17 protein-coding genes are annotated in these 24838 nt (G+C 42.1%); 14 read left to right on the plus strand and 3 right to left on the minus strand.

Features of this window, described 5'->3' with window-relative positions; genetic code table 11:
* Positions 1-87: 87 nt before the first annotated feature.
* The 14 genes from HUW48_RS04675 to HUW48_RS04740 all read left to right on the plus strand — a co-directional run bounded on the left by HUW48_RS04675 (position 88) and on the right by HUW48_RS04740 (position 20256).
* Positions 88-1101 carry a Gfo/Idh/MocA family protein gene (locus HUW48_RS04675; RefSeq protein WP_182414567.1) on the plus strand — a complete coding sequence of 338 codons (1014 nt, stop codon included), beginning with the start codon at positions 88-90 and terminating at the stop codon, positions 1099-1101.
* Positions 1102-1135: 34 nt separating this feature from the next.
* Entirely contained in the window at positions 1136-2482 is a 1347-nt protein-coding gene (locus HUW48_RS04680; RefSeq protein ID WP_182414568.1) for a Gfo/Idh/MocA family protein, read from the plus strand.
* A gap of 176 nt (positions 2483-2658) precedes the next feature.
* On the plus strand, positions 2659-3999 hold the full coding sequence (locus HUW48_RS04685) for a sugar MFS transporter (RefSeq protein ID WP_182414569.1): 1341 nt from the start codon (positions 2659-2661) through the stop codon (positions 3997-3999).
* Positions 4000-4132: 133 nt separating this feature from the next.
* Complete coding sequence (locus HUW48_RS04690) at positions 4133-5236, plus strand: acyl-CoA thioester hydrolase/BAAT C-terminal domain-containing protein (protein ID WP_182414570.1); 1104 nt, start codon at positions 4133-4135, stop codon at positions 5234-5236.
* Between the two features lie 200 nt (positions 5237-5436).
* Positions 5437-6903, plus strand: coding sequence for a PQQ-dependent sugar dehydrogenase (locus HUW48_RS04695; RefSeq protein ID WP_220463992.1), 1467 nt, complete (start codon positions 5437-5439; stop codon positions 6901-6903).
* 87 nt (positions 6904-6990) lie between these two features.
* Complete coding sequence (locus HUW48_RS04700) at positions 6991-8256, plus strand: Nramp family divalent metal transporter (RefSeq protein ID WP_182414572.1); 1266 nt, start codon at positions 6991-6993, stop codon at positions 8254-8256.
* A 17-nt stretch (positions 8257-8273) separates the two neighbouring features.
* Positions 8274-9290 carry an NAD-dependent epimerase/dehydratase family protein gene (locus HUW48_RS04705; RefSeq protein WP_182414573.1) on the plus strand — a complete coding sequence of 339 codons (1017 nt, stop codon included), beginning with the start codon at positions 8274-8276 and terminating at the stop codon, positions 9288-9290.
* A 3-nt stretch (positions 9291-9293) separates the two neighbouring features.
* Complete coding sequence (locus HUW48_RS04710) at positions 9294-10370, plus strand: dihydrodipicolinate synthase family protein (protein WP_182414574.1); 1077 nt, start codon at positions 9294-9296, stop codon at positions 10368-10370.
* Between the two features lie 119 nt (positions 10371-10489).
* A complete protein-coding gene (locus tag HUW48_RS04715) occupies positions 10490-11251 on the plus strand; it encodes a glucosamine-6-phosphate deaminase (protein WP_182414575.1) in 762 nt (253 codons plus the stop codon).
* A 585-nt stretch (positions 11252-11836) separates the two neighbouring features.
* A complete protein-coding gene (locus tag HUW48_RS04720; protein ID WP_182414576.1) occupies positions 11837-14104 on the plus strand; it encodes a beta-N-acetylhexosaminidase in 2268 nt (755 codons plus the stop codon).
* Positions 14105-14863: 759 nt separating this feature from the next.
* The gene (locus tag HUW48_RS04725; protein WP_182414577.1) at positions 14864-16042 is read left to right on the plus strand and encodes an SIS domain-containing protein; all 1179 of its coding nucleotides are present in this window, start codon (positions 14864-14866) and stop codon (positions 16040-16042) included.
* Positions 16043-16109: 67 nt separating this feature from the next.
* Positions 16110-16418, plus strand: a complete 309-nt coding sequence (locus HUW48_RS04730; protein WP_182414578.1) for a hypothetical protein — start codon at positions 16110-16112, stop codon at positions 16416-16418.
* Between the two features lie 246 nt (positions 16419-16664).
* Complete coding sequence (locus HUW48_RS04735) at positions 16665-19016, plus strand: heparinase II/III domain-containing protein (protein ID WP_182414579.1); 2352 nt, start codon at positions 16665-16667, stop codon at positions 19014-19016.
* A 310-nt stretch (positions 19017-19326) separates the two neighbouring features.
* The gene (locus HUW48_RS04740; RefSeq protein WP_246343693.1) at positions 19327-20256 is read left to right on the plus strand and encodes a carbohydrate kinase family protein; all 930 of its coding nucleotides are present in this window, start codon (positions 19327-19329) and stop codon (positions 20254-20256) included.
* A 292-nt stretch (positions 20257-20548) separates the two neighbouring features.
* Here the strand turns inward: HUW48_RS04740 and HUW48_RS04745 are convergent, their stop codons facing one another.
* From HUW48_RS04745 to HUW48_RS04755, 3 genes are all read right to left on the minus strand, one after another.
* Positions 20549-21382: a class II fructose-bisphosphate aldolase gene (locus HUW48_RS04745; protein WP_182414581.1), complete on the minus strand. Its 834-nt coding sequence runs from the start codon at positions 21380-21382 to the stop codon at positions 20549-20551.
* 70 nt (positions 21383-21452) lie between these two features.
* Positions 21453-22376 carry a DMT family transporter gene (locus HUW48_RS04750; protein ID WP_182414582.1) on the minus strand — a complete coding sequence of 308 codons (924 nt, stop codon included), beginning with the start codon at positions 22374-22376 and terminating at the stop codon, positions 21453-21455.
* Positions 22377-22599: 223 nt separating this feature from the next.
* Positions 22600-24576 (minus strand): S9 family peptidase, encoded by a 1977-nt coding sequence (locus HUW48_RS04755; protein ID WP_182414583.1) that lies wholly within the window; start codon positions 24574-24576, stop codon positions 22600-22602.
* Positions 24577-24838: the final 262 nt, after the last annotated feature.

The raw sequence follows: 24838 nt of genomic DNA on the forward strand, positions 1-24838 counted from the left end.
TTAGATGCCTTATTGTAATTAGTAAGGATATAACCACTTAAGCAAAGTCCTGAAAATTTAAAAAAGTCATCCATCAATCAAATACTCATGAATCAAAACTTTAACAGAAGGGAATTCATCAAAACTGCAACAATGGCTAGCGTAGGCTTAGGATTAAATTTAAATTCAGGACTTGTTTTGGGTAAAGAAAAAGGTAAACGGGTAGGGGTTATTGGCCTGGATACGTCGCATAGTGTAGCCTTTACAAAAGAACTTAATAACCCCAACGCCGGTGATAAATACGATGGCTACAAAATAGTAGCGGCCTATCCGAAGGGCAGTGAAAAAATAGAATCCAGTACGAAGCGGATACCTGGATATATCGAAGAAGTCAAAAAGCACGGTGTTAAAATCTCCAATTCTATTAAAGATTTATTGAAAGAAGTAGATGTGGTATTGCTTGAGACCAACGATGGTCACCCGCGTCTGGAACAAGCCATGGAAGTTTTAAAAGCCGGTAAGCCCATGTTTATTGATAAGCCGGTTGCGGCTTCCTTACGCGATGTTAGGGCTATTTACGAAGAAGCAAAGAAAAGAAAAGTGCCGCTATTCTCCAGCTCTTCGCTACGTTATATGCCCAGTGCACAGGAGGCCGCGCAAGGTAAGGAAGGAAAAATTTTAGGCGCTGATACGTACGGCCCGGCTGCACTGGAGCCATCCCACCCGGATTTATTCTGGTATGGTATCCATGGGGTAGAAACGCTGTTTACCATTATGGGCAAAGGATGCCAGAGCGTAACCCGTACTCAAACCGAAAACACGGAACTGGTAGTTGGGGTTTGGGAAGATGGCCGCATTGGTACCTTTCGGGGAACACGAAATGGAAAGTCAGACTACGGCGGGACTGCTTATGCTGAAAAAGGGAATATTACTTTAGGCCAATTCGGCGGTTATAATGCTTTGTTAGAGCAAATAATTAAATTTTTTGAAACAGGCCAAATTCCGGTTGATCCGGAGGATACCCTGGAAATATATGCCTTTATGGAAGCTGCTGATGAGAGTAAACGACAGGGCGGCAAAGCTATTACCCTGGCAAGTGTGATGGAGAAGGCAAAAGTTTAAATTTTTAAAAAATCAGAAAATCCTAGCTCATAAAATGGAAAATACCAGAAGAGAATTTATCAAGAAAGCGGCCCTGGGTACGGCTGCATTATCAATCGGGGGCATACTACCTGGCTTTAATCCAAAAAGCTACGGCCGCATATTAGGTGCCAACGACCGGATTATGGTAGCCGCCATGGGGGTAAATTCCCGCGGAATGGCAGTAGGTTCTAATTTTGCCAGCCAACCCAATTGTGAAGTGTTGTACTGCTGCGACGTGGATTCCCGAGCTTCGCAAAAGTTTAGTGCCGCCATTGAGAAACTCACCAAGAAAAAACCAAAAGAGCAAGGCGATTTCCGCAAAGCTTTAGAGGATAAAGACCTGGATGCTTTAATTGTAACGGCTCCCGATCATTGGCATGCCCCGGCGGCTATTTTGGCCTGTAAAGCCGGTAAGCACGTTTATCTGGAAAAGCCAGCCAGCCACAACCCCAACGAAGGCGAACTGGTAATGGCAGCAGCAAAAAAATACAATAAAATTTTACAGATGGGGAACCAGCGCCGCTCCTGGCCCAATGTAATTGCCGCCATTAATGAAATAAAAGCTGGCGTTATTGGCCGCCCTTATTTTGCCAAAACCTGGTACACCAATAATCGCGAATCCATTGGTATTGGTAAACCTACGGCGGTACCCGAGTGGTTAAACTATGATTTATGGCAGGGCCCGGCACCTCGCCGGGCTTATAAAGATAATGTAGTGCATTACAACTGGCATTGGTTCTGGAACTGGGGAACCGGCGAAGCTTTAAATAATGGCACGCACATGGTAGACTTAGCCCGTTGGGGCTTAGGCGTAGATTATCCAACCCGGGTAACCTCATCCGGAGGGCGGTATCGCTACCAGGATGATTGGGAAACGCCGGATACGCAGGTAATTAATTTAGAGTTCAAGAATAATACGGCTATTTCCTGGGAAGGCCGCAGCTGCAATGGCAAGCCTATTGAAGGTTCCTCGGTAGGAGTGATGTTTTATGGCGAAAACGGCTCTTTATTTATTGGTGCCGGCAATGCCTATACGATTTATAATTTAAAAAATGAGGTGGTAAAAGATGTGAAGAGCGATAATGCAGCTATTGATCCGCGTAATCTAGCCAATCCTTCACAGGCTTTAGATGCCTTGCATATCCAGAATTTCTTTGATGCTATTCGGGTAGGAAGCAAATTAAATTCGGATATTGTAAGTGGCCACCAAAGCACATTGCTGGTGCAGCTAGGTAACATCTCCCAACGTACGGGCAGGTCTTTAAATATAGACCCAACCAATGGCCATATTCTGAATGACAACGACGCTCTGAAATTCTGGAGCCGCGAATATCAAAAAGGCTGGGAACCCAAAGTTTAAATTTAAAAAATTTAAAAAACCATTAGTGCAATAGGGTTTAAAGGTAAATAAGCTTTTAAACCCGATGCTTTAAACTTCTGGTAACAAGTAATTGATAATTTAATTATTGATTGCCCACTCGCATCTGTAAGGAAAATCAATAAAATTTAATGCGTTAGTAATCAAAAAATATAGGTATGAGTAATACGATAACAAAAAAGAAAGAAAGTAATTCAGTTGGGGTAAGTTCCTTATCAAAGCGCAATACCACTATTTCAATTTTGATTATTGGGTTGCTGTTTTTTATTTTTGGATTTGTCTCCTGGGTAAATGCAATTCTGATTCCCTATTTTAAGATTGCTTGTGAGCTGACAAACTTCCAGTCTTACTTAGTAACGTTCGCCTTTTATATTTCCTATTTTGTCATGTCGGTACCAGCGTCTTTTTTGCTCAAACGGATGGGTTTTAAAAAAGGCATGATGGTCGGCTTCTGGACCATGGCTACCGGGGCCTTTATATTTATACCAGCCGCATCTACCCGCACGTACGAAGTATTCTTATTGGGTTTATTTACCTTGGGAGCAGGTTTAGCTATCCTGCAAACGGCGGCAAACCCGTATATTACCATTCTCGGTCCAAAGGAGCGCGCTGCCCAGCGCATCAGTATTATGGGTATTTGTAATAAGGCGGCTGGCATTTTAGCACCCATTATTTTTGCCGCTGTTATTTTAAAAGCTACCGATACAGACCTTTTTGCTCAGTTAGGTACAATGAGTGAAAGTCAGAAAGATGCTGCTTTAGATGAGTTAATTAGCCGGGTAATTCTTCCGTACAGCGTATTAGGCTGTGTGTTACTGGCATTGGGTTTAATGGTGCGTTTTTCGCCGTTGCCCGAAATTAATACGGAAGAAGAAACGGCCGAGGTAGCTACCGCCAACTCCGGCAAGACCAGTATTTTTCAGTTTCCGCACTTAATACTTGGGGCAATCAGCATCTTTTTGCACGTAGGCACTCAGGTTATCGCCATAGATACCATCATCGGATATGCCGGCACTATGAATATCCCGTTAATGGAAGCAAAGGTATTCCCGTCTTATACCTTGTTTGCCACCATTTGCGGGTACATTCTGGGCATTATTTGTATACCGCGGTTTATCAGCCAGGTAAATGCTTTCCGGGTTTGCACCTTGCTGGGTACCATTTTTACGCTGCTCGTTATTTTCGCAAAAGGGCAGGTTTCTTTTCTGGGGCACCAGGCAGATATTTCTATCTGGTTTATGGTTTTGCTGGGATTGGCAAACTCGCTGGTATGGGCGGGCATCTGGCCCTTGGCCCTGGATGGTTTAGGCAAGTTTACCAAACTGGGAGCTTCCATCATGATTATGGGCTTATGCGGGAACGCGATTATGCCGCTTTTCTACGGTTACTTCGCCGATCTTTTAAATGAACGCGCCGCTTACTGGGTGCTATTCCCATGCTACCTCTATCTGGTATTTTATGCGATGTACGGGCATAAAATCAGACGCTGGAGTATTTAGCAAAATTCTAATTTTCTGATAGGGAAAACGGGGTAGTGATAGAAGCAAAAATTTTAAAAAAGAGGTGAGACGAACTTTAAATATATACAGGATACAGTGTTTTTTAAAAAACATTATTCCGCTTCTAATAATAATGTTTCTGGCTTCTGAGCTGAATGGGCAGACCTTAAAAAAGGCTGAAAGACAGGCTATTTGGGAGCAGATAGCGCCTTATTTTTCGCCACCTGATCTTTATAAAAATGATTTTGGGAGTTACCGTTCTCCATTAAGTTTTTATGATGGTAGCCAAGTAAAAACCAAGCAGGATTGGACTAAACGCCGACAAGAAATTTTAAAAAAATGGCACGGATTAATGGGGGAATGGCCGGCCTTCATTGAAAACCAGAAAATGGAAATACTGGAAACAACCCGCAAGGAAGGCTATACCCAGCACCGCATTCGCTTCAACTGGACCCCCACCGAAAAAACAACGGGCTACCTGTCAGTGCCCGATGGCAAAGGAAAAAAGCCGGCCGTAATTACCGTCTTTTATGAACCGGAAACTGCTATTGGTGTTGGAGGTGCGCCTTTTCGGGACTTTGCCTTACAACTAACCAAAAGAGGCTTTGTAACGCTTTCTATAGGTACTACGGATGCTACCAAAGCTCAAACGTATTCCATTTATTATCCTTCTGTTGAAAATGCAACCGTTCAGCCACTTTCGATGCTGGGCTATGCGGCGGCCAATGCCTGGTATGTAGTAGCCGGGCTACCCGAAGTAGATGCAAAGCGCATTGGTATTATGGGGCATTCATTTGGGGGTAAGTGGGCCATGTTTGCTTCCTGCCTGTTCGACAAATTTGCCTGTGCCGTCTGGTCTGATCCAGGAATCGTGTTTGATGAAAAAAGGGAAAATGTTAATTATTGGGAACCCTGGTATTTAGGTTACCATCCTAAACCTTGGAGGAAAAGTGGGATTGTTTCGGTAGAAAATCCGGCCAAAGGTTTGTACCCTCAACTGGTTAAGGAAGGATTTGATTTACACGAACTGCATGCCTTAATGGCTCCGCGCCCATTCCTGGTGTCGGGTGGGTCCGAAGACCCTGTGGATCGGTGGGTACCTTTAAATCATACCATCATGGTTAATAAATTACTGGGTCAAGATAACCGGGTAGCGATGACTAACCGGCCGGCGCACTCGCCTAATGCCGATTCTAACGAAAAGGCCTACTTATTTCTCGAATATTTCCTGAAGTAAATCGATTTAATAATGTCTTTTTACGGGCTTATTATGCTTACTAATTTATATTTATGCTTTATTTAAAAAACAGGCAAATAATACAGTTTTTATCATTTTTCATTTTCCTGTTGATTTTTTCCTGTTCCACAATAACTACTGGCCCGGGTTCAGTCTATTCCAAATTATCAGTCATAAAAACACCCATTGAGCAGCAATTTATGCTGGATTCCACCAAGGTAGGGGTAAGTACAATTATCGATAATTTAAATGTGCCCTGGGAAATAACCTGGGGCCCCGATAACTGGATTTGGTATACCGAGCAAAGTGGCAGCGTTAGCAAAGTAAACCCGGTTACCGGCGAAAAAAAATTACTATTAGCTATTCCGGAGGTATACCGCTACCGCACGCTGGGCTTGTTGTGTATGGCCCTGCATCCAAATTTTAAAAAACAGCCTTTTGTTTTCTTAAATTACACTTATAAGCATAATACAAAATTAATGTCGAGGTGGGTGCGATATACTTATAGCAACGATATACTAACCACCCCTTTAGTTTTATTGGAAGTACCCGCCGATGTGGGGCATAATGGTTCGCGCATTGCTTTTGCCCCCGATGGCAAATTAATGCTGGCTACCGGCGATGCCGATGTGAACAACAATGAGCAGAATGGAGGTAACGCCCAGAAGGATAATATTGTAAGCGGTAAAATATTACGTATTAACATAGATGGATCCGTGCCCCAAGACAACCCAATGCCGGGCAGTCCGGTTTGGGCGAAAGGCTTCCGGGTTCCCCAGGGTTTGGTATATGCGGCTAACGGAAATTTATACACCGCCGAGCACGGCGATGCCACCGATGATGAAATAAACCTGATTACGAAAAACGGTAATTATGGCTACCCGAACGTGGCGGGTAAATGCAACCTCCCTCACGAAAAAACTTTTTGTGACCAGCACGCCGTAATTGACCCTCTATTCGCCTGGACACCTACTATCGCCCCGGCGGGTATTGATTATTACAACGCTACCGCTATTCCGGAGTGGCAGAATTCTATATTGCTTACTACGCTTAAAGAAACCGATTTTCGGGTATTAAAACTGAATAAAGCCGGCAACGCCATCGTTTCAGAACAAATTTACCTGGATAAAGCATTTGGGCGGTTGCGCGATGTATGCGTAGCCCCTAAAGGCGATATTTACATCTCTACCAGCAACCGGGACTGGAACCCAGCCAAAGGCTTCCCGCAGGAAAATGATGACAGGATTATTCGTTTATTTAAAATAAAAGAAAACGATACGTATGCATCAAATTTTAAAGATATAGCATCAACCGAAACTAAACCAAGTGAAATATTACCCAATGCCGGTGCTGTTGTTTATAACAAATATTGTGTTTCCTGCCACAAAGAAGATGGCAATGGGGTTGCCGGAACCTTCCCGCCTTTAACGGAAGCAGAGCAGGTTACGGGAGATAAAAAGAAATTGATTGCTATTTTATTGCAAGGTTTAGCCGGTCCGATAATGGTTAAAGGCAAAGAATATAACCAGCAGATGCCGGCTTTCCATTTCTTAAGCGATCCCGAGATTGCCGATGTACTTACCTACGTCCGGGCTGAATTTGGAAAAGGAGCCAGTCCCATCTCTAAAGAAGAGGTAGAAAAAGCTAGGTTGGGGAAAGCAGAATAGAAGAATCAACGAAAATTTTTAAAATTTTAAAATTCCCGGATTCATTGATATTACTGAAGAGCTACGAATTTATAATCTGATAAATAAATGGATAATAGAGTTACGCAGGAACCAGTTACGGTTTCACCACAAACAGGAGCTGGTGGATTTTTTACCTACTTTAAAAAGGTCTTATTATCCTTAGGACCGGGCATCATAACGGCGGCTTTGGTATTTGGACCAAGTAAAATGACCATTACCTCCAAATTGGGGGCGGTTTATGGTTATTCGTTGCTTTGGATAATTGCCGTTGCAATATTTTTTATGACTGTTTTTACAGTTATGGGCGCCCGCATTGGTGTTGCGGCTAAGCAATCCTTACTGGCTACTATCCGGTTAAAATGGGGAAAAGCAGCGGCTATTATTATTGGTTTCGGGATATTTTTAGTGGCCACCTCTTTCCAGGCCGGAAACTCCATAGGGGTAGGAATTGCTATTGCGGAAGCAAATGGTACTTCACCGGTTATTTGGGTTATTGTTTTTAATGTTATCGGCATTGCCCTATTATTTTTCCAGGCATTTTACAAAGTATTAGAAAAGCTGATGATCTTCCTGGTAGGATTGATGCTCTTTTCCTTTATCACCACCTTGTTTTTAGCTGATCCGGACTGGAGTGCGGTAGCTGCCGGTTTTGTGCCATCCATTCCGGAAGGCTCATTGGGTTTAGTGATAGCCTTTACGGCTTCCGCTTTTTCCATTGTAGGCGCTTTATACCAATCGTACCTGGTGCAGGAGCGCATCAAGCAAAATCCGGAGATTAGAGAAACCAGCCGCAACAGTATAACCGGCATATTCATTCTCGGCCTCATGAGTGCTATTGTGCTTATTTGTGCTGCAGCGGTTTTAAACCCGCAAGGCATTAAAGTTACCAGTGCCTCCGATATGGCAAAAGCGCTGGAGCCTCTCTTTGGAAGTTATGCTTCTACTTTGTTTTTAACCGGCTTATTTGGGGCTGCCTTCTCTTCATTAGTAGGAAATGCGTCTTTAGGAGGTACTTTATTGGGCGATGCCTTGGGTTATGGAAGCCAGTTAACTTCCAAAATGGTGCGCTTCTTAATTGCTTTAGTTATGATTATTGGAGCCTGCATCGCCATTGCTTTCGGTAAATTACCTTTGGAATTAATTGTATTTGCCCAGAGCGTTACCATTTTTTTAGTGCCTTTTATTGGGTTAGCCATGTATGTTATCGGGAATGATGCTAGAATTATGGGTTCCCATGTAAACTCAACTCCAGTTAAAATAATGGGTGCTTTTGGCTTGCTGATTTTATTTGTTCTGGCTGCAAGTAATGTAAATGAGTTATTTTTAAAATAATTGATAGAGTAGTTTATATGAGTGAATTAGAACTATTAGAGCGGGAATTATTAAAACCTTCAGAGGCTTTAATTTCCGATTTATATGACATAGAAGGCGATATTATATTGCTGGGGGTAGGTGGAAAAATGGGGCCGAGTATGGCCCGTTTAGCCAAGCAAGCCGTTGACCAGGCCGGATTAAAAAAGCGTATTATTGGTGTTTCCCGCTTTTCTGATCCGGAAACCCAGGCCGAATTAGAAGCAAATGGTATTGAAACAGTTGCGGCTGATTTATTAAACGAAAATCATTTAGCCGCCTTACCAGATGCGGCCAATGTGATATACTTGGCAGGTACTAAATTTGGTACTACGGGTAAAGAAGCTTTTACCTGGGCCATGAATGCGTATTTGCCGGGTCGCGTTGCCGAACGGTATAAAAACTCCCGGATAGTAGCATTCTCTACGGGTAATGTATATCCGTTTGGATCGGTAACTTCTGGTGGGCCATCCGAAGACCAGGCAGCGGCACCGGTGGGAGAGTATGGTCAATCGTGTTTAGGCCGGGAACGTATTTTTCAATACTTCTCCGATAAATATCAGATTCCGACCTTAATCTATCGCTTAAATTATGCCGTTGATTTTAAATATGGCGTGTTGCTCGAAATAGCTAAATCAGTGAACGAAGGCCGGCCAATAGATTTGTCCACAGGAAATGTAAATGTTATTTGGCAGGGAGATGCCAATGAAATTGCTATCCGGGCTTTAAAACACTGCGACGTACCTGCTAAAATATTAAATGTTACCGGGCCCGAGACTGTTTCGGTGAAGTGGCTGGCTGACCAATTTGGTTTATTATTAGGCAAAGAGCCGAAATTTACTGGGGAAGTGCAGCAAACGGCTTTGTTAAGTAACGCTTCGGAAGCGCATCGCTTATTTGGTTACCCCAGAGTAACTTTACGGCAGATAATGGATATTACGGTTACCTGGTTACAGGGCGGCGGTAAAATATCAAACAAACCAACTCATTTCCAGGAACGAAACGGCAAGTTTTAACATATGGCAACTAACACCTTAAAATCCGAAATTAAAGCTTTATTGCACGAAGGTACTGTAATTCCCGCGCACCCTTTGGCCTTAAATGCAGCCCGCCAATTAGATGAGCAGCGCCAGCGCGGCTTAACCCGTTACTATATGGCTGCTGGTGCCGGTGGAATAGCCGTTGGCGTTCATTCAACCCAATTTGAAATAAGGGACCCGGAAGTTAATTTGTATGAAACCGTATTAAAACTAGCCGCCGAAGAAATAGCAGAGGCGCAATTAACTCGTCCGTTTATAAAAGTAGCCGGTATTGTGGGCCCGACCGCGCAAGCTACGGAAGAAGCCGAAATAGCAGTAAAATACGGTTATGATTTGGGTTTATTAAGCATGGGCGGCTTACAAAACTGGACCGAAGATGAGATATTGGATCGGGTAAAAGCCGTAGCTGATGTTATTCCTATTTTTGGCTTTTACCTGCAGCCCAGCGTAGGTGGCCGCATCTTTACTTATGATTTCTGGTATAAGTTTGCGCAGATACCCAATGTACAAGCTATTAAAGTGGCTGCTTTTAACCGCTACCAAACCTTAGATGTTGTGCGGGCGGTTTGCTATTCTCCCCGTCGGGATGAAATTGCGTTATATACAGGTAACGATGATAATATTATTGCCGATTTACTAACAACTTATAGATTTGAAGTTGACGGAATTATAAGACAAAAGGAATTTGTCGGTGGTTTGTTGGGCCACTGGGCCGTTTGGACGAAGAAAGCAGTTGAACTATTAACTGCAGTTAAAAATGTAAAACAGGCAGGAGACGCCTCTATTTTTTCAGAATTGCTGACCCGCAATATCGAAGTTACGGATATGAACGCCGCTATTTTTGATCCGGCTCATGGTTTTCATGGCTGTATTCCGGGCATTCACGAGGTACTGCGCCGCCAAGGTTTACTAGAAGGACGTTGGTGCCTCAATCCAGAAGAGGAATTATCACCCGGGCAAATGGAGGAAATTAACCGCGTGTGCGCTGCTTATCCGCATCTGGTGGATGATGCTTTTGTGCGGGATCTCTTGGAAAGAGAAATGCTCGCAAAATAAATGGTTGTGTTTAGCCAATTTCTATGCTACTATTGAATTAAAAGGAGGTAATGCGGACTTCTACTACTTCAATAAAGGTGTAAACTGTTTTAATATATCATTAAATTAATAAATTCTTCATGAATAACGAAAGCATAATTGATGCCTTGAAAGTGGATATTTCCGCTACACGTAGTGAGTTGGGTTTTAAAGCAGCAAAAATGGTGGCAAGCAAAATAATAGAATTATTGAGCCAACAGCAACTCGTGAACATCATTTTTGCCGCAGCTCCTTCTCAGAATGAATTTCTGGAAGAGCTATCTAAAAATGATGCAATTGCCTGGGAACGTATCAATGCCTTTCATATGGATGAATATGTTGGCCTGCAGGAAGATGCGCCACAACGTTTTGGTAATTTTTTAAAAATTCGTTTATTCGGTAAAGTACCATTCCGTTCTGTAAATTACCTGAATGGATTAGCCGAAAATATACAAGAAGAGTGCGCCCGATATACTGCCTTATTAGAATCTAATCCGACGGATATTGTATGCATGGGTATCGGCGAAAATGCACATATTGCCTTTAACGATCCGCACGTGGCCGATTTTAACGATCCGCATTTGGTAAAAATAGTGGATTTAGACGAAGCTTGCCGGCAGCAACAAGTAAACGATGGTTGCTTTACTACGTTAAATGAAGTACCAACTTATGCTTTAACTTTAACGGTGCCCGCTTTAATGCGTGCCAAATACGCATTTTGTATAGTTCCTGGACCAACTAAAGCTCAGGCCATTCACAATACGCTGCAAAGTGACATTCAGGAATTATACCCGTCAACAATTCTGCGAAAACACCCGGAAGCTATTTTATTTATTGATAAAGAAAGTAGCGGATTATTATAGCGGCTAAGAATTGAAAATGAATTTGTTTGGTTTACTAAAACCCGCAGGCTTATACCTGCGGGTTTTTAGTTTTATACCATTTTAGTGTAGATGGAAATTTTAGAACAAACACGGAATAATTTTAAAATTCTGAATAAGATGAAAGTATTTTTCTGAACTTCCGGCCGGAAAAAGTGGGTATCTCCATGTTGTTAGCACATGTCTAAATTTAAAAATTGAAGCTCGCCGCTTCTTTATCCCTTCTATTTTTTAAAAATTATTAAATCAAAAGATGTTCTAACGAAAGTTTAATTGCATAGGCAATGCATTAACAGGAATGGCTATGTAATCATACGGGATGTAAGTTATACTGGCATAATAATTTACATGCAAATCACCAATGGCATTAATGCAATCTGCCTACAAGCTTAACAACTTTTTAATTACGTGTTATTTAGTTATTTAATAGGTTAGTTTAAAAATAGGTGCTTCACTTCTGTTTTAATTATTTTCAAAAGCTTACTTTTTTTATTAAAAAGTTTTAAAAGCTTGTTTTATTTTAAAAAAAAAGGTTCTTTTAAGAATAAATAAAAAACATTCTTTGCTATGCTCCTAAACCGAAATAGAAACATTTGGTTCACGTTGTTTTGTGCTGTTATTCTTCTGTCTTATAATGGACAGCGTGCGTTTGCCGCAATAGATAAAAACATAGGCTCAGTTGTGCAGGTTAATGATTCTTTGAGTTTTATTTCTCCACTACGTCTCCGGGGTTTTAGCCTTCTGCCAGCACCGCAACAAGTAGAATTGGGCGCTAAGAATATTGTGGTTGACGGGTCATGGTCGGTAGATTCAAAAGTAAGCATAGAGGATATTGCTGTTCGAAGACTGCTTGAAGGCGCGTCGGAGCTTCATGGATTAAATTTCGCGAAAAAAGGAGGGAAAAAGATTACACTTGCCGTCAAACCCGGAACAGTAAAGGCTACCAGTGATCCGGCGCTCAACGATCAGGGTTATTTGTTGGGGATTACCGCTGATAAGATCGAAATTACCGGTAACAGCCCAACCGGGCTTTTTTACGGGGTTCAAAGTTTGCTACAGTTACTCCGGCGGGACCCCGCCGGGCGGCTCATTGCTCCGGAAGCGGTAATTCGCGACTGGCCGGCGGTGCAATTGCGGTTTGTGCATTGGGATACGAAACACCATCAGAAACGCATGGAAACCATGAAGCGCCTGATCGATTGGCACGCCTTCTTTAAAGTAAACATGGTTGCCCTGGAGATTGAAGATAAATACGAATTTCCGCGACATCCGATTATTGGTGCTCCAGGTGCTTACACCAAAGCAGAGTTACAGGAACTAACCCGTTACGCCCTAGAGCGGCACATTCAGATTGTTCCTAATATTCAGGCTCCGGCACACATGGCGCACGTTCTGAAACATAAAGAATTTGAGCATTTAAAGGCCGAACCTGAATCTAATTACCAGGCCTGCATGTGCGACGACGAAGCCATCAACCTGATTTTCGACATGTACCAGGATATGATTGATGCCACACCCGGTGTTGACTATTTTCTGGCTTCTACGGATGAAGTGTATTACGCCGGCATCTGCGCCAAATGTAAACGGCCTTACAATCCGGAAAACCGAAGTCTAGCGTGGGCCGAGTTTGCTGTAAAAGCCCATGACTGGCTGGCGAAACGTAATCGCCGGATGATTGCCTGGGTGGAATACCCCCTGCTTCCGCAGGATATTTCGCGCCTGCCTTCCGATATAATTAATGGCATAATGGGCGAAGACAAGGAATTTTTGGACAATCAGCGCAAAATAGGAATGCGGCAACTTGCCTACAGTTCCATCCAGGGGGGCGAGCCGCTTTTTTCGGATTATTCCAGGTATCCGGCATACGTAAGCACTGTACGTAATGGCATTAAAGCAGGCGCTAATCCCATCGGAAGTTTTGCTGCCGCCTGGGACGACAGCGGCTTGCACGAAGAAGTGTTTCATCTTGGTTGGGCCACTATTACGCAATATGCCTGGAACCCCTATGGGCCAGCATATGAACAAACCATGGCCGATTTTTTAGATGTGTTTTACGGAGCAAACAGTCCGGATATAGCCTCTGCCTACAAACTTCTGAATGAAGGCGCACAATTTTTTAGAAGAGGTTGGGATGAGGTAACCAGCACCGAGCGCCCTTCCAGTTACGGAAACAGCTTCGGCAAAGGAATTGGCACCGAACGAATGGACGATTTTCTCCGGCTTCCGGAGATTCCGCTAGATAAGAATTTAAAATCCAATACCAAATACACCACCGATCATAGCAAGATTATTGCGCAGGCAGAAGAATTAGAAGTAAAAAATGATGAGTTAATCAATAAGCTTGCCCGATACATGACACAGATTGACCGCAACCGTTATAGCCTGGAAGTTTATTTATCAATTGCTTACCTGGAGCGTTACTTTATTAAAACCGTACTTGCGTTTCGCGACGCCGAGCGCACCTTTGAGCGTGCCCAGGCCGCTTCGGCGGCCGGGAAACACGAAGAAGCTGTTGGGTTCCTGATAGAAGCCAGCAACAAGATAGGCGCTCTCGACAACTGGAGTAAGGGAATGTGGGAAAACGTTACGGAGGTATGGGAAAAAAGCCGGTATGAAAAAAATCCTGATATAAACGGACGTAAATTTGTGCATGTGCAGGACGATGTAAAAGATCATTTTGCGGACCGCCGGAAAGGCTTGGATTATATGATCGCTCCTTTCCAACGGACAAATCTGCCGGGCTGGCAGAATAAGCTGAACGAAAGAATAAAACAATATGCCGCTGCAAACAAAGTTCCGGTGAAAGGACTGGCTGAAAAACGCCTGGAAGACTAACCCACTATACCCGGATAGAAAGGTTAAAGAAAAATACTTTTTTCTCCGGAGAAGATATCAGGCAGTAAATTGTTGATATGGACAAAAACCACTCAACGATTTACCGCTTTTTTTATGAGTCATCCTGAACGGTAAAAAAGCAGGCATCAGAAGTAATATTGAGTTTAATGGCTGTAAAAAATGCTCTTTATAAGCTATTTTCCACAGGTCTTTAAAGTACGCTCGGGCTCAAATGAAAATTTAAATACTCTATTAGAAGAACGCCTGCTTTTATCAACTGGAAGCTAAGTACTTCCAAAATAGAATCTAAGTCAGCATCGTTTTTCTTTAGCTGATATTAGAAAATAGAAAAAAAGTATTAAAAATCTGGATTCTACAAGTTTTCATTTTCTCAATTTAATCATAATAACTAAAAAGGTAATAAAGAAGGTGAATGCTACTGTGGCATTAGGGGAAATGTATTTATAATTAAAGCTTTTGAAAATTAAATGATAAATAAAATGAAAATTTTATTCTAATCGTTAAAATCAGATGGGGTAAAATTAATAATTGCATAAAAAAGAGTTAATAGGGTTCAAATTAGAGCAATGCACATAACATATTAGATATTGTTCAGATTTTATTTTTTTATTAGTTCAAGATAAATGTATGGTGATTCTTGAAAAAGAAAGAAAATAGTTAATAAAGGTAAGGAAACGAATGTTTTTGTGTTTTTTATTATTAGTTTTGTTTAATACTTATATTTTAAAATAATAGAATATGCAACACCTCGGGCTGGATTTTCGGACTTTAAATGAAAAAGGTGCATTCCATACGGCAAAGGAAATAGCGCAGCAACCGGAGATCTGGTTAAGCGTTTGGGAGATGATTTATAAAAACAGCTCAGCAATTAACAAGTTTCTGGACAAAGTCTTACCAAAAACAAAGCGGATTATACTAACGGGCGCCGGCACCAGTGCATTCATAGGGCGTTCCTTGTCAGGCGTATTCCAGCGAAATACCAAAATTATAACAGATGCCATATCCACTACTGACTTAGTGTCTGACCCGAAAGATTATTTGGACCCAGATACGCCTTTACTGATGATTTCCTTTGCCCGATCAGGAAACAGTCCTGAAAGTATTGCCGCGGTTGTTCTGGCAGATACTCTTTGCAATACCTGCTTTCATTTAATCATTACCTGCAATAGCGATGGCGAGCTTGCCAGGAATGGCAGAGCTGATGAAGAGCGCAGACACGTGATAACTTTACCCAGTGAAGCGAATGACAAGAGCCTTGCCATGACCAGTAGTTATACGGGAATGTTACTGGCTGGCATTCTTATTTCGCAAATGCAAAACGTTGAGGCAAACAAAACTACGGTTGATATTTTGAGTAATTACGGCAGAAAAATTATCAATGATTACAGTGCAGATTTTCGCATGATCGCGGCAAAAGACTTTAAGCGCGCCGTTTTTCTTGGTTCCGGCCCTTTACAAGGTACAGCCACTGAATCGCACCTGAAACTTCAGGAGCTGACGGACGGCAGAATTATTTGTAAGGATGATTCCTTTCTTGGGTTCCGACATGGCCCGAAAGCGGTTGTTGATAATACCACATTGGTAGTATATATTTTTTCAAGCGATAGCTACGTTTTGAAATATGAAATCGACATGGTTGCCTCCATGAAAAAAGGAAACCGTCCGCTGCTGGAGATTGGAATTATGGAAAAGCATATCCCAGAACTTAATCTGGATTATACATTCTGTTATTCTGAAGATAACCAGAGCTTACCTAAAGAATTTCTGTCAGTATGCAGCGTTTTACCTGCTCAGTTACTCGCATTTTTTAAATCTTTTCAACTGGGACTCCGCCCGGATTCACCCTCGGAAACAGGTGCTATTTCCCGGGTCGTGGAAGAATTTCCTATTTATGAACTAACAGATAATCATTTCTAGGCCGGAATTAGATACCGGATGTCAACAGTAGCAGAATACTACAAAGTGCAGATTGAAAGTGTGTTATATGAGTACAAAAAGTCAGAATAATGACCTGCTTAAAACTCCTGATGAAACCAATCAGTACATTTTTGTGGTCGAAAGTGAGGATTCGCTGCACATCTCCATAAGACTTTATAATATTTTTTCGCGCCGTCGCATTCCTGTCCTGGATTTTCAAACCAGCAGATTGAACGGTGGTGAGCGGCAACGGATGTTAATTATTATTGAAGAAACAAAAGAAAACGTGTTAAAATTACAAAGTCAGCTTTTGCGGCAGGTAGAGGTAATAACTGTAAATCTTTTCGAGCCAGTATCAGAAAAAACAGGCTTTTAAAGTCATAAAAGTCTACTCGTAAGCACTCTCTATAAATATGAATGCAAGTACCGCCCCCTTAATGTGTCCTTTAGGAGGCTAAAAAGTTTTGAGGAATAGAATATTGCTTGTGCCCAGTGTAATAAATAACATAATTTAAATTGTATGATAGGAAAATACTGCGTTTGTTTTGTTTTCTTTCTTTTATGGACTGGGATATTGCAAGCGCAAATACTGCCAAAGGCTATTTTGGGGCAGCTATCTTCTATGGATACTCGGGAAATGGTTGCTCTCACTCCTCATGCTACAACAATCCTTAATAGTAACATTTTTACAGATCCTAGAGGTGATGTAAAAATATCTAATCTTCGGCCGCGTCTGTTCGTGAGGGCTGATGAGGACAAGACCGGGGTCGGACTTACTATTTCGGAATTGCGGTTGAGAAGCGAGGATTCAACCTACAAGGATTGGATTAATTACACCGGGGGAATTAACGGATGGGAAAGCTTGCCCGCAATGGCGATGCAGTATTTACTTAAAGGAGATAAAAAGATTGCGCAATCGGTAGGTGAATATATCGCCAACACTCCTTACAATTTTGGGGAGCATACCTCTGCTGCCGCCATGGTTTATAATAGCGCGATTGCGTTTGACTGGGTCAGGATGGCGTTGCCGAAGGAGATGGCATCAAAGATCTGTGCCCGGTTGGTCGAAGGGGCGGAACATCTCAAAGGTGGAGTAGTTACTCCCTCCATCAACCATAATTATACTTTTGTATCTATGTACGGGGTGGCAATGGCAGCGATGGCCATTCATGGGGAAAGCGATGCTTATGACCAGAAGGCAGCAGAATATCTTAGCCTATTAAACCAGCTGCTGTTGGATGATCACATGTTATTTGCAACATTAAAGGCCAAACAAGGAACTTGGGGGGAGGGCAATCATTATACACCATTTGTGGTGTTTTATCCGATGCTTATGACCTTGAACGGACTTAGCACTGCTACCAGCCGGGATTACTTTAGCATCATAAGAGAGAACTATGATGATTTTCTTGTCCCGATGTCAAAATTTATTATAGCCAACTTCCGGCCGGATTTTACCATGGAGCGGATTGGTGACGTAACTACGCGGGTCGTTCCTCACAAATCCTTCCTGCGCCCGTTTATAGATTTAATGGCTCTGAAGATCAACGATCAGACTCTACAAGGGCAGATACATTCCTTCTCTAAACAGTTGTCAGTCTATTACGGAGCCGATCTGGTGTCGGATCCGTACCATTGGATGATGCTGGTTAATTACAATGCTAAAATTCCTGATAAGCCGGCCTACACTACTTTACCAACTGCCATGCGCCTGGGAGAAAACTCTTATGAGCATATTATGTTTAGAAGCGATTGGAGCGAAAATGGTACTTTAATTACTTATTTAAGTGGTGATCATTATACCGACCATCAGCATTTCGATAAAGGGCATTTTCTTATTTACAAAAATGGCGCGTTAGTGGTGGATGGCGGTGGTTATTCCAAGATGTATAGTGATAGCTGGTCTAATTACTCTATCCGGACCTTGGCGCATAATAATGTTCTCGTTTATGATCCTAAGGAGTTTCCAGGCAAGGAAGTAAATAAAACCGAAATTCACCTCGATGGTGGGCAGCGAATAATCAGGGGAGCGCAAGCCCTTACAAGCTGGAAAGAATTTAATGAAAAGGCAGGTGCACTCGGGTTGCATACGGCGAGCGTACTGGCCTTTGATGCCGATAAGGGATTGAACCGTTATAATTATGTAAAAAGCAACTTAACAAACGCGTATGGCGAAAAGGTAACGTGGATGGACCGGCAATTATTTTATCTGCCACAAGCCGACTTTCTGGTGGTGAAAGACCGTGTAATCACACCCCGGCCGCTGGATAATTATTGGTTACTGCACTTTGAAGAACGACCTACCATCGACGGAAAAATACCGGAAGCAGGTGTAAAGGATTACCAGAATGCCTCCATAGTTCATTCGCAGCGCACCGGAACGTTATCTCTGGAAGGCCAGCCTGTGCCATATTCCGGTAGTTTGTTCGTTAAAACCTTAACGCCCAATAAAAGAACCATTTCTTTAATTGGAGGGCCGGGCTATGAATATTATAACCGTTTTTCAAAAAAGAATTTTACACCCGAAAAACCATTCCTCCAAAATCGGGAGTCGGGTAACTGGCGCATGGAAGTAAGCCCGGAAAAACCCAGAACCGGCACAGCTTTTTTGCATGCTTTCCAGATCTCGGATTCCAGTAAAAAAGAGATGATTGCCACCGAATACCTGCGGACCCAGGATGGCAAACTGGAAGGGGCGTTTTTCCGGTCAGAACAAAATTCTTATTTGGTAATGTTTAGCAGCAGCCTCGATGCCAAAGGCCATGAGCATCAAACAGTAAATTTTCCTCTGAAATATAAAGTAAAGGCAAAAACACCGGTAAATCATGTACTTGCTGAATTAACGCCAAATAGAAAAGTAAAGGTTATTATAAACAACAAAAACAAAGGCACTTTTCAAACTTCCTCAGCAGGCGTTTTATATTTTAACGATGAATCCGATGGGGTAAGAAGAATTCAGATATTGGCAGATTAATATAAGGTTAGGTTTGGGGTAATTCGTGGCAGATAATTAAAAAAGTAGAATCTCTCATATAATAGAAGACTTTTCTTTATTGATAAAAGGTCTTTGTCATTATGAATAATCAAGCAGATATTCTTCAAGGGATAAACTTTTGAGGAATCTGGTGCTCTGAATAAATTAGTTTTTATTGCCGCCACTTAGATGGCTTAACGCAAATTTTAAAATTTAATTTATTTAGCTCTAATAACTTGCTTTACGGATTTAGTTAAATGGCAATTTTGGTTTTATAGCTTCCTGTATGGTTATTAAAAAAAAATATGATGTGGTAGTCGTTGGCGAGCTGAATGTGGATCTAATTGCCAATGGACTCCCCAAATTTCCGGAGGTCGGAAAAGAAATTATTGCTAATCAATTCGTCACCACCCTGGGTAGTAGTTCCGCCATTTTCGCCAACAATCTGAGTGCCTTTGGAACGAAGGTAACCTTTACAGGTAAAGTTGGAAATGACAATTACGGGGATTTTATCGTTGCCTCTTTACAGGCGAGAAGGGTAGATGTAAGTAATATTATTCGGACCGGCAAACAAGATACCGGCGTTACCATAGTTCTTAATTATGATGAAGACCGGGCTATGGTAACGTACCAGGGAGCTATGGCAGCATTTACCTTAGGAGATATTCCGGATAGTGTATTAGAACAGGCCAGGCACCTCCACTTAAGTTCTATTTTTCTGCAAGAAGGGCTGAAAAAAGATATCGTGTCACTTTTTAAAAAAGCAAAGAGACTGGGGCTTACCACTTCCCTTGATCCGCAGTGGGATCCGTCGGAAAAATGGGATATCGATTGGGAAAACCTTTTAGGCTACGTTGATATTTTTATGCCAAACCAGGCCGAACTAAAGGCCATAACAAATACCACAACAATACTGGCAGCAGTTGATGCTCTCCGAAGTTTTTTCAATATACTAGTGGTGAAAAATGGAAGGGAAGGAGCGGTTGTTTGGACTGGAAGTGATTCCATTCATCAGCCGGCATTTTTTAACAACTCAGTCGTTGATAGTATCGGGGCAGGAGATAGTTTTAATGCGGGCTTTATTCATGCGTTTCTGCAGGGGGGAGGTTTAAAGGAATGTATGGAGTTTGGTGCCCTTATGGGAGCGATAAATACAACCAGTTCGGGGGGGACTATGGCATTTGAAAATATGAGCAGGGTAAAAGAAATCGCGAAGTCTTCTTTTGATTATACTCTGTAAGGTGTAGGTTGCTGGTTAGTTTTAAGTTGGCTGTTTCGCATTTTTAAATTTTTTAATTATAACTACCTGTAAATAAGTTTGGTGGTGAAGACACCACCAAGGGCGAAGTTTTTCGAAATTTTTAGAATTTAAACAGCTTCCTTATCTAACCTCACCAAAAAGAAACAATCCGGAAGAATTTTATCGATTGATTAGATTCCTTCGGATTGTTGACAATAAAAAATAACTGGTATTCTTGTTCTGGTTTACCCCAGATGTTCTATAAAGAAATAATTATTCTAACATTCAAAATTTAAACGTACGCCTTCATGTTCTGAACCGAGATAAGTTTTTCCATAACTAACTCGGTTACTTTCTCTGTTGCCTTCGGAAACACTTTTCTTAAATCTATTTCATCTGTATCTCTCAGGAGAGCCTGCAGGCTTTTCATAAACATATTTTTTATTTCGGTAGCCAAATTAACTTTGCAAATTCCTCTGGAAATGGCGCCCTGCACTTGGTCTTCGGGTATACCGGAGCTGCCGTGCAACACCAGAATAGCATCTGTTTTCGCGTGAATTTCCGATAACAGTGGTAATTGAAGTTTCGGCACTTCCTTGTAAAATCCATGGGCAGACCCAATGGCAACTGCCAGGGCATCCACGCCAGTTTCTTCCACAAATAGGCTGGCTTCCTCCGGACTGGTGAACATTTGCTGCGCATGAGATTGGCCTAATTTAGCGACATATCCTAGCTCCCCTTCGACGGTTGCACCATATTCGGCTGCAATTTTCACGGCTTCTGCCGTTAATTTTATATTGTCTTTAAAAGGCAATTCACTTCCATCAAACATAACGGAATCAAATCCAGCATCCAGACATTTGCGAACAAGTTCCAGGGAGTCGCCATGATCCAGATGAAGCCATCCTTCTACCTCAAACGCTTTCAAGGCACTTCTTCCCATACTAACGGCTGTTTCCAGGCCCATGTATTCGATGGAACTTCTGGTTAATTGTAATATTAATGGTTGCTGCAAGGATGCCGCTGCGCGCAGTACGCCATGAAGCGTTTCCAGATTGTAAAAATTAGTAGCAAGTAAGCCTTTTTTCTGTTCGGTAAGTACTTGCATTTTTTGCTTTAACGTCATTTTAGAGCAGAGGAATTTTAAAAATATCTATTTTATTTAGCGTTATGTTATCTGAGAGGTAGAGCCGGCTTTATACTTCTTTCAATTTTACAGCTTCTGACTCTTTAATCTCTTCCACTTTAGTCTCTTCACTAGCCATTAAAAGAGCCGAGATAATGGCCAATACCATTCCGGTAATAATTACTGGGTGAGGAATAAAGGCATAGATGGTTAATGAGATGATCACCGTCAGGACCGGCGAAAGGGCAGTAGTCATGGGGGCTACAATGATTGCCTTGCCAAACCTAAAAGCATATACCAGACAAAGGGCACCAAAAGCATTTAATATCTGAACTACCGCTGCCAGGTAAGGACCTTTTATTCCCAGATTAATGGGCTGCGAGAAATCAGTCATGTATAAGGCAAACGGAATGAGTAAAACCGAGCCCAGGGCCATATAAAAGAAAATGCTCTCGGCTTTCATGGTTTCGTTAGCAAAGCGCAAAACATAACCCTGAACTCCCCAGGCCAGTAATGGTATGGCCGTTAAAACCATCCATAAATAACCCTTAACCGTGCTGTCGCCGGGAGGTTGATAAGAAAGTAACAGAACGGCAATTATAGCCGCAACTATGCCCAGCCATCCCAAGCGACCTGTTTTCTCTTTCAATATAATTACTGCCAATAAAATGGTAATAACCGGGGTTAGTGAAAGCAATGGAAAAACAAGATAAGCGGGTGCAATTTTTAAGGTAAAGAAAAGAACCAATTGGCCGCCTGCGCCCATAACCCCAGCACTGGTACCCAATAAAATAGACCGCTTGTCACGCTCGAGTTGCCATCGGTTTACTGCCAAGGCAAATATCGCCGCCACAATCATGGTTAAGGCCCATACAACATAACCCAGGGTGGCCGGAAAACCATTTTTTTCGGGTATTTCAATCAGCGCACCCCACACGCCCATAAAAATTACATGTATAACTACAAAACTGATCCAATTTTTTCCTTTGTTCATCTTTACATTATAGGTTAATCAATTTGTTATACTACCTGCTCCCTAATGGCCGCAATAAGACGTGCCCAGATTTTTTATGAACAGGAACCTTTTGGTGTTTCTTTTTGAATTAATAATTACATTCTTAAGAGCAAAAGGCAGTAATTTTTAAATTTTTATCATTTCCGCACCTATTGTTTTAACCAGAAGCTTGATTGGTACTGCATCGTCTTTTTATCATTTATTACTTTAGGTACTCATCAAACCAGTTCAGCACCCGATTGTATAAATCATACCTGCTTTTTGGCTTTAAATCCGGTCGCCAGCCATGGCCTTCCTCGAGATACTGCACGAAAGATGCGGTAACTCCTAATTTTTTTAAGGCGATGTAAATTTCTTCGGCCTGGGTTACCGGAACCTCGTTGTCTTTAGTGCCATGCAGGAACAGCGTAGGAGTTTTAACATTTTTTACATTCCGCAGCGGCGACCATTGCCAAAGCAGGGAAAAATTATCGTAAACACTTCCGTTAAATTCCGATTCCATAAGCGAATGATACAAAGAGGTGCCCGCAAAACTAATCAGGTTGCTAATACCGCCGTCAACAACAGCTGCTTTGAAGCGATTGGTTTGCGTGATGATCCAGTTGGTCATGTAGCCGCCGTAGCTCTGGCCTGTTACCCCTAATTGTTCTCCGTCAATCCAGGAATTATTAGCAATGGCATAATCTAGTCCGAGCATCAAATCTTTATAATCGCCGCCACCCCAGTTCAGAACAGTGCCTTTCGAAAATGCCTGGCCATAGCCGCTGCTGCCTCTTGGGTTAATGAATAGCACCCCATACCCTTGCGCCGCTAACAATTGCATAAACGGGTAAAAAGAATAGCCGAACATATTGTGCGGGCCGCCGTGAATAACCAGGATTAAAGGGTACTTTTTTAAATCCTGTAAAGAACGAGGCGGCATGATCCAGCCTTGTACCGGAGTTTCGTCAAAGCTATCAAACCAGAACTCCTTAACCTCTTGCAGGTTCCGCTCATCCAGCAAATCTTTATTTTCAGCTGTGATTTGAACGCCGGAAGGCTCGCTGGCTTTTTTCAGGAAAATCTCTGACGGATGCGTAATGTCTGTTGAAATATAAGCTATAGAGTTACCGTCAGGTGCCAGGCTGTACTCTTGCACTTGAGAATTACCCGCCAGGATTGTTTCAATTTCATTGTTGCTAATGGATACCCGGTACAGGGAGGTTGAGCCTTGGTTCCCGGCGCAAAAGTAAACCCATTCTCCAAGTGGATGCCATTGAATATTTTCTATTCTTCGATCTAATACTTGGGTTAAACACTGTGGCGATCCGCCTCCTGCTGGTACAATATATAGATGCGTATCGTCAGCGGGACTGTCGTTCGTACTGATGGCACTGGTTGTGGCCAGGTACGTTATGTGCTTTCCATCGGGCGACCAGGAGGGCTGAAAGGCGGTGCCCACATGGTGCGTTAGTTTTTCTATTTTTTTTGTATCGATACTAACTGTCCATAAATCGCAATTCTGATTATTGTCCGGATCAGCGGTATGATTGCTGATAAAGGCAATCTGAGTACTGTCCGGAGACCATGAAATAGAATGTTCATTATAATCCCCCGGTGTTATAATTTGCGGCTCGCCGCCATGAGTAGGAATTATCCAAATATGGCTCGTATACCCATCCGCAAAAAATGGTCGGCCCCATCCGCCTTTGGTTTTATATAGCAGCCTATCTACTGCCATAATCTGGTTATCCTGGGCTTCTGGCGTAGAATATGGATCGGTACTTACATAGGCAATATATTGCCCATCCGGTGACCAACAGAAATTCGTTTCGGTCAGATGATTAATAAAGTAAGATGATTCATACACTGCAGTCAGGAACCGTGTTGTATGATTTTTTAAACTATAAATCCATATGCCGGTCTGGTTGTTTTGGGATGCGTGATAAGCAATAGATAAACCATCCGGAGACCATACCGGTGAAGAACCTTCGCCTAGAATTTCCGATTTTTTATCGGAAGTAGATGTTAATACAATATAATCTTGTCCTGTGTTTTGGTTTAAATCGCTTACAGTTCTAACATAAACGATTTTACTGCCATCAGGAGAAATTTGTATACCACTTAGATTGCGAATTTCAAATATGTCATCAATATGAAAAATGAGGTTGCGCGTCTCTTTATATTCCGTCTCTCTCATGGTTTAATTGGTGATTCACTTAAACTATTCTAATGAATGACCTTTTTTAAATATTAAAATATTTATTGGGCAGACTAGGCTAAGGTTCATTAGTAAATACAAAGGCTCGATCAGCTTTATTTACTTACAAACTTTCTTTCAGAAGGTATATGATTTGGCTAAATTATAATTTTCACAACCTTATGTAATGTTGCGAAATTACCTTTTTATTTACGAAAAAAAAGAAAAAAATAAACTTTGTTAATACTGTTGATAAAAAGGA

Origin of the sequence: Adhaeribacter radiodurans (assembly GCF_014075995.1) — a bacterium.
GTDB classification, from domain to species: Bacteria; Bacteroidota; Bacteroidia; order Cytophagales; family Hymenobacteraceae; genus Adhaeribacter; species Adhaeribacter radiodurans.

Excerpts from the sequence above, each read along its gene's own strand:
- HUW48_RS04725 (WP_182414577.1), top strand. The coding sequence starts at position 14,864 with ATGCAACACCTCGGGCTGGATTTTCGGACTTTAAATGAAAAAGGTGCA.
- HUW48_RS04700 (WP_182414572.1), top strand. The coding sequence starts at position 6,991 with ATGGATAATAGAGTTACGCAGGAACCAGTTACGGTTTCACCACAAACA.
- HUW48_RS04690 (WP_182414570.1), top strand. The coding sequence starts at position 4,133 with ATGTTTCTGGCTTCTGAGCTGAATGGGCAGACCTTAAAAAAGGCTGAA.
- HUW48_RS04735 (WP_182414579.1), top strand. The coding sequence starts at position 16,665 with ATGGATACTCGGGAAATGGTTGCTCTCACTCCTCATGCTACAACAATC.
- HUW48_RS04750 (WP_182414582.1), bottom strand. The coding sequence starts at position 22,376 with ATGAACAAAGGAAAAAATTGGATCAGTTTTGTAGTTATACATGTAATT.
- HUW48_RS04695 (WP_220463992.1), top strand. The coding sequence starts at position 5,437 with ATGCTGGATTCCACCAAGGTAGGGGTAAGTACAATTATCGATAATTTA.
- HUW48_RS04745 (WP_182414581.1), bottom strand. The coding sequence starts at position 21,382 with ATGACGTTAAAGCAAAAAATGCAAGTACTTACCGAACAGAAAAAAGGC.
- HUW48_RS04755 (WP_182414583.1), bottom strand. The coding sequence starts at position 24,576 with ATGAGAGAGACGGAATATAAAGAGACGCGCAACCTCATTTTTCATATT.
- HUW48_RS04675 (WP_182414567.1), top strand. The coding sequence starts at position 88 with ATGAATCAAAACTTTAACAGAAGGGAATTCATCAAAACTGCAACAATG.
- HUW48_RS04730 (WP_182414578.1), top strand. The coding sequence starts at position 16,110 with ATGAGTACAAAAAGTCAGAATAATGACCTGCTTAAAACTCCTGATGAA.
- HUW48_RS04680 (WP_182414568.1), top strand. The coding sequence starts at position 1,136 with ATGGAAAATACCAGAAGAGAATTTATCAAGAAAGCGGCCCTGGGTACG.
- HUW48_RS04715 (WP_182414575.1), top strand. The coding sequence starts at position 10,490 with ATGAATAACGAAAGCATAATTGATGCCTTGAAAGTGGATATTTCCGCT.
- HUW48_RS04685 (WP_182414569.1), top strand. The coding sequence starts at position 2,659 with ATGAGTAATACGATAACAAAAAAGAAAGAAAGTAATTCAGTTGGGGTA.
- HUW48_RS04710 (WP_182414574.1), top strand. The coding sequence starts at position 9,294 with ATGGCAACTAACACCTTAAAATCCGAAATTAAAGCTTTATTGCACGAA.
- HUW48_RS04720 (WP_182414576.1), top strand. The coding sequence starts at position 11,837 with ATGCTCCTAAACCGAAATAGAAACATTTGGTTCACGTTGTTTTGTGCT.
- HUW48_RS04705 (WP_182414573.1), top strand. The coding sequence starts at position 8,274 with ATGAGTGAATTAGAACTATTAGAGCGGGAATTATTAAAACCTTCAGAG.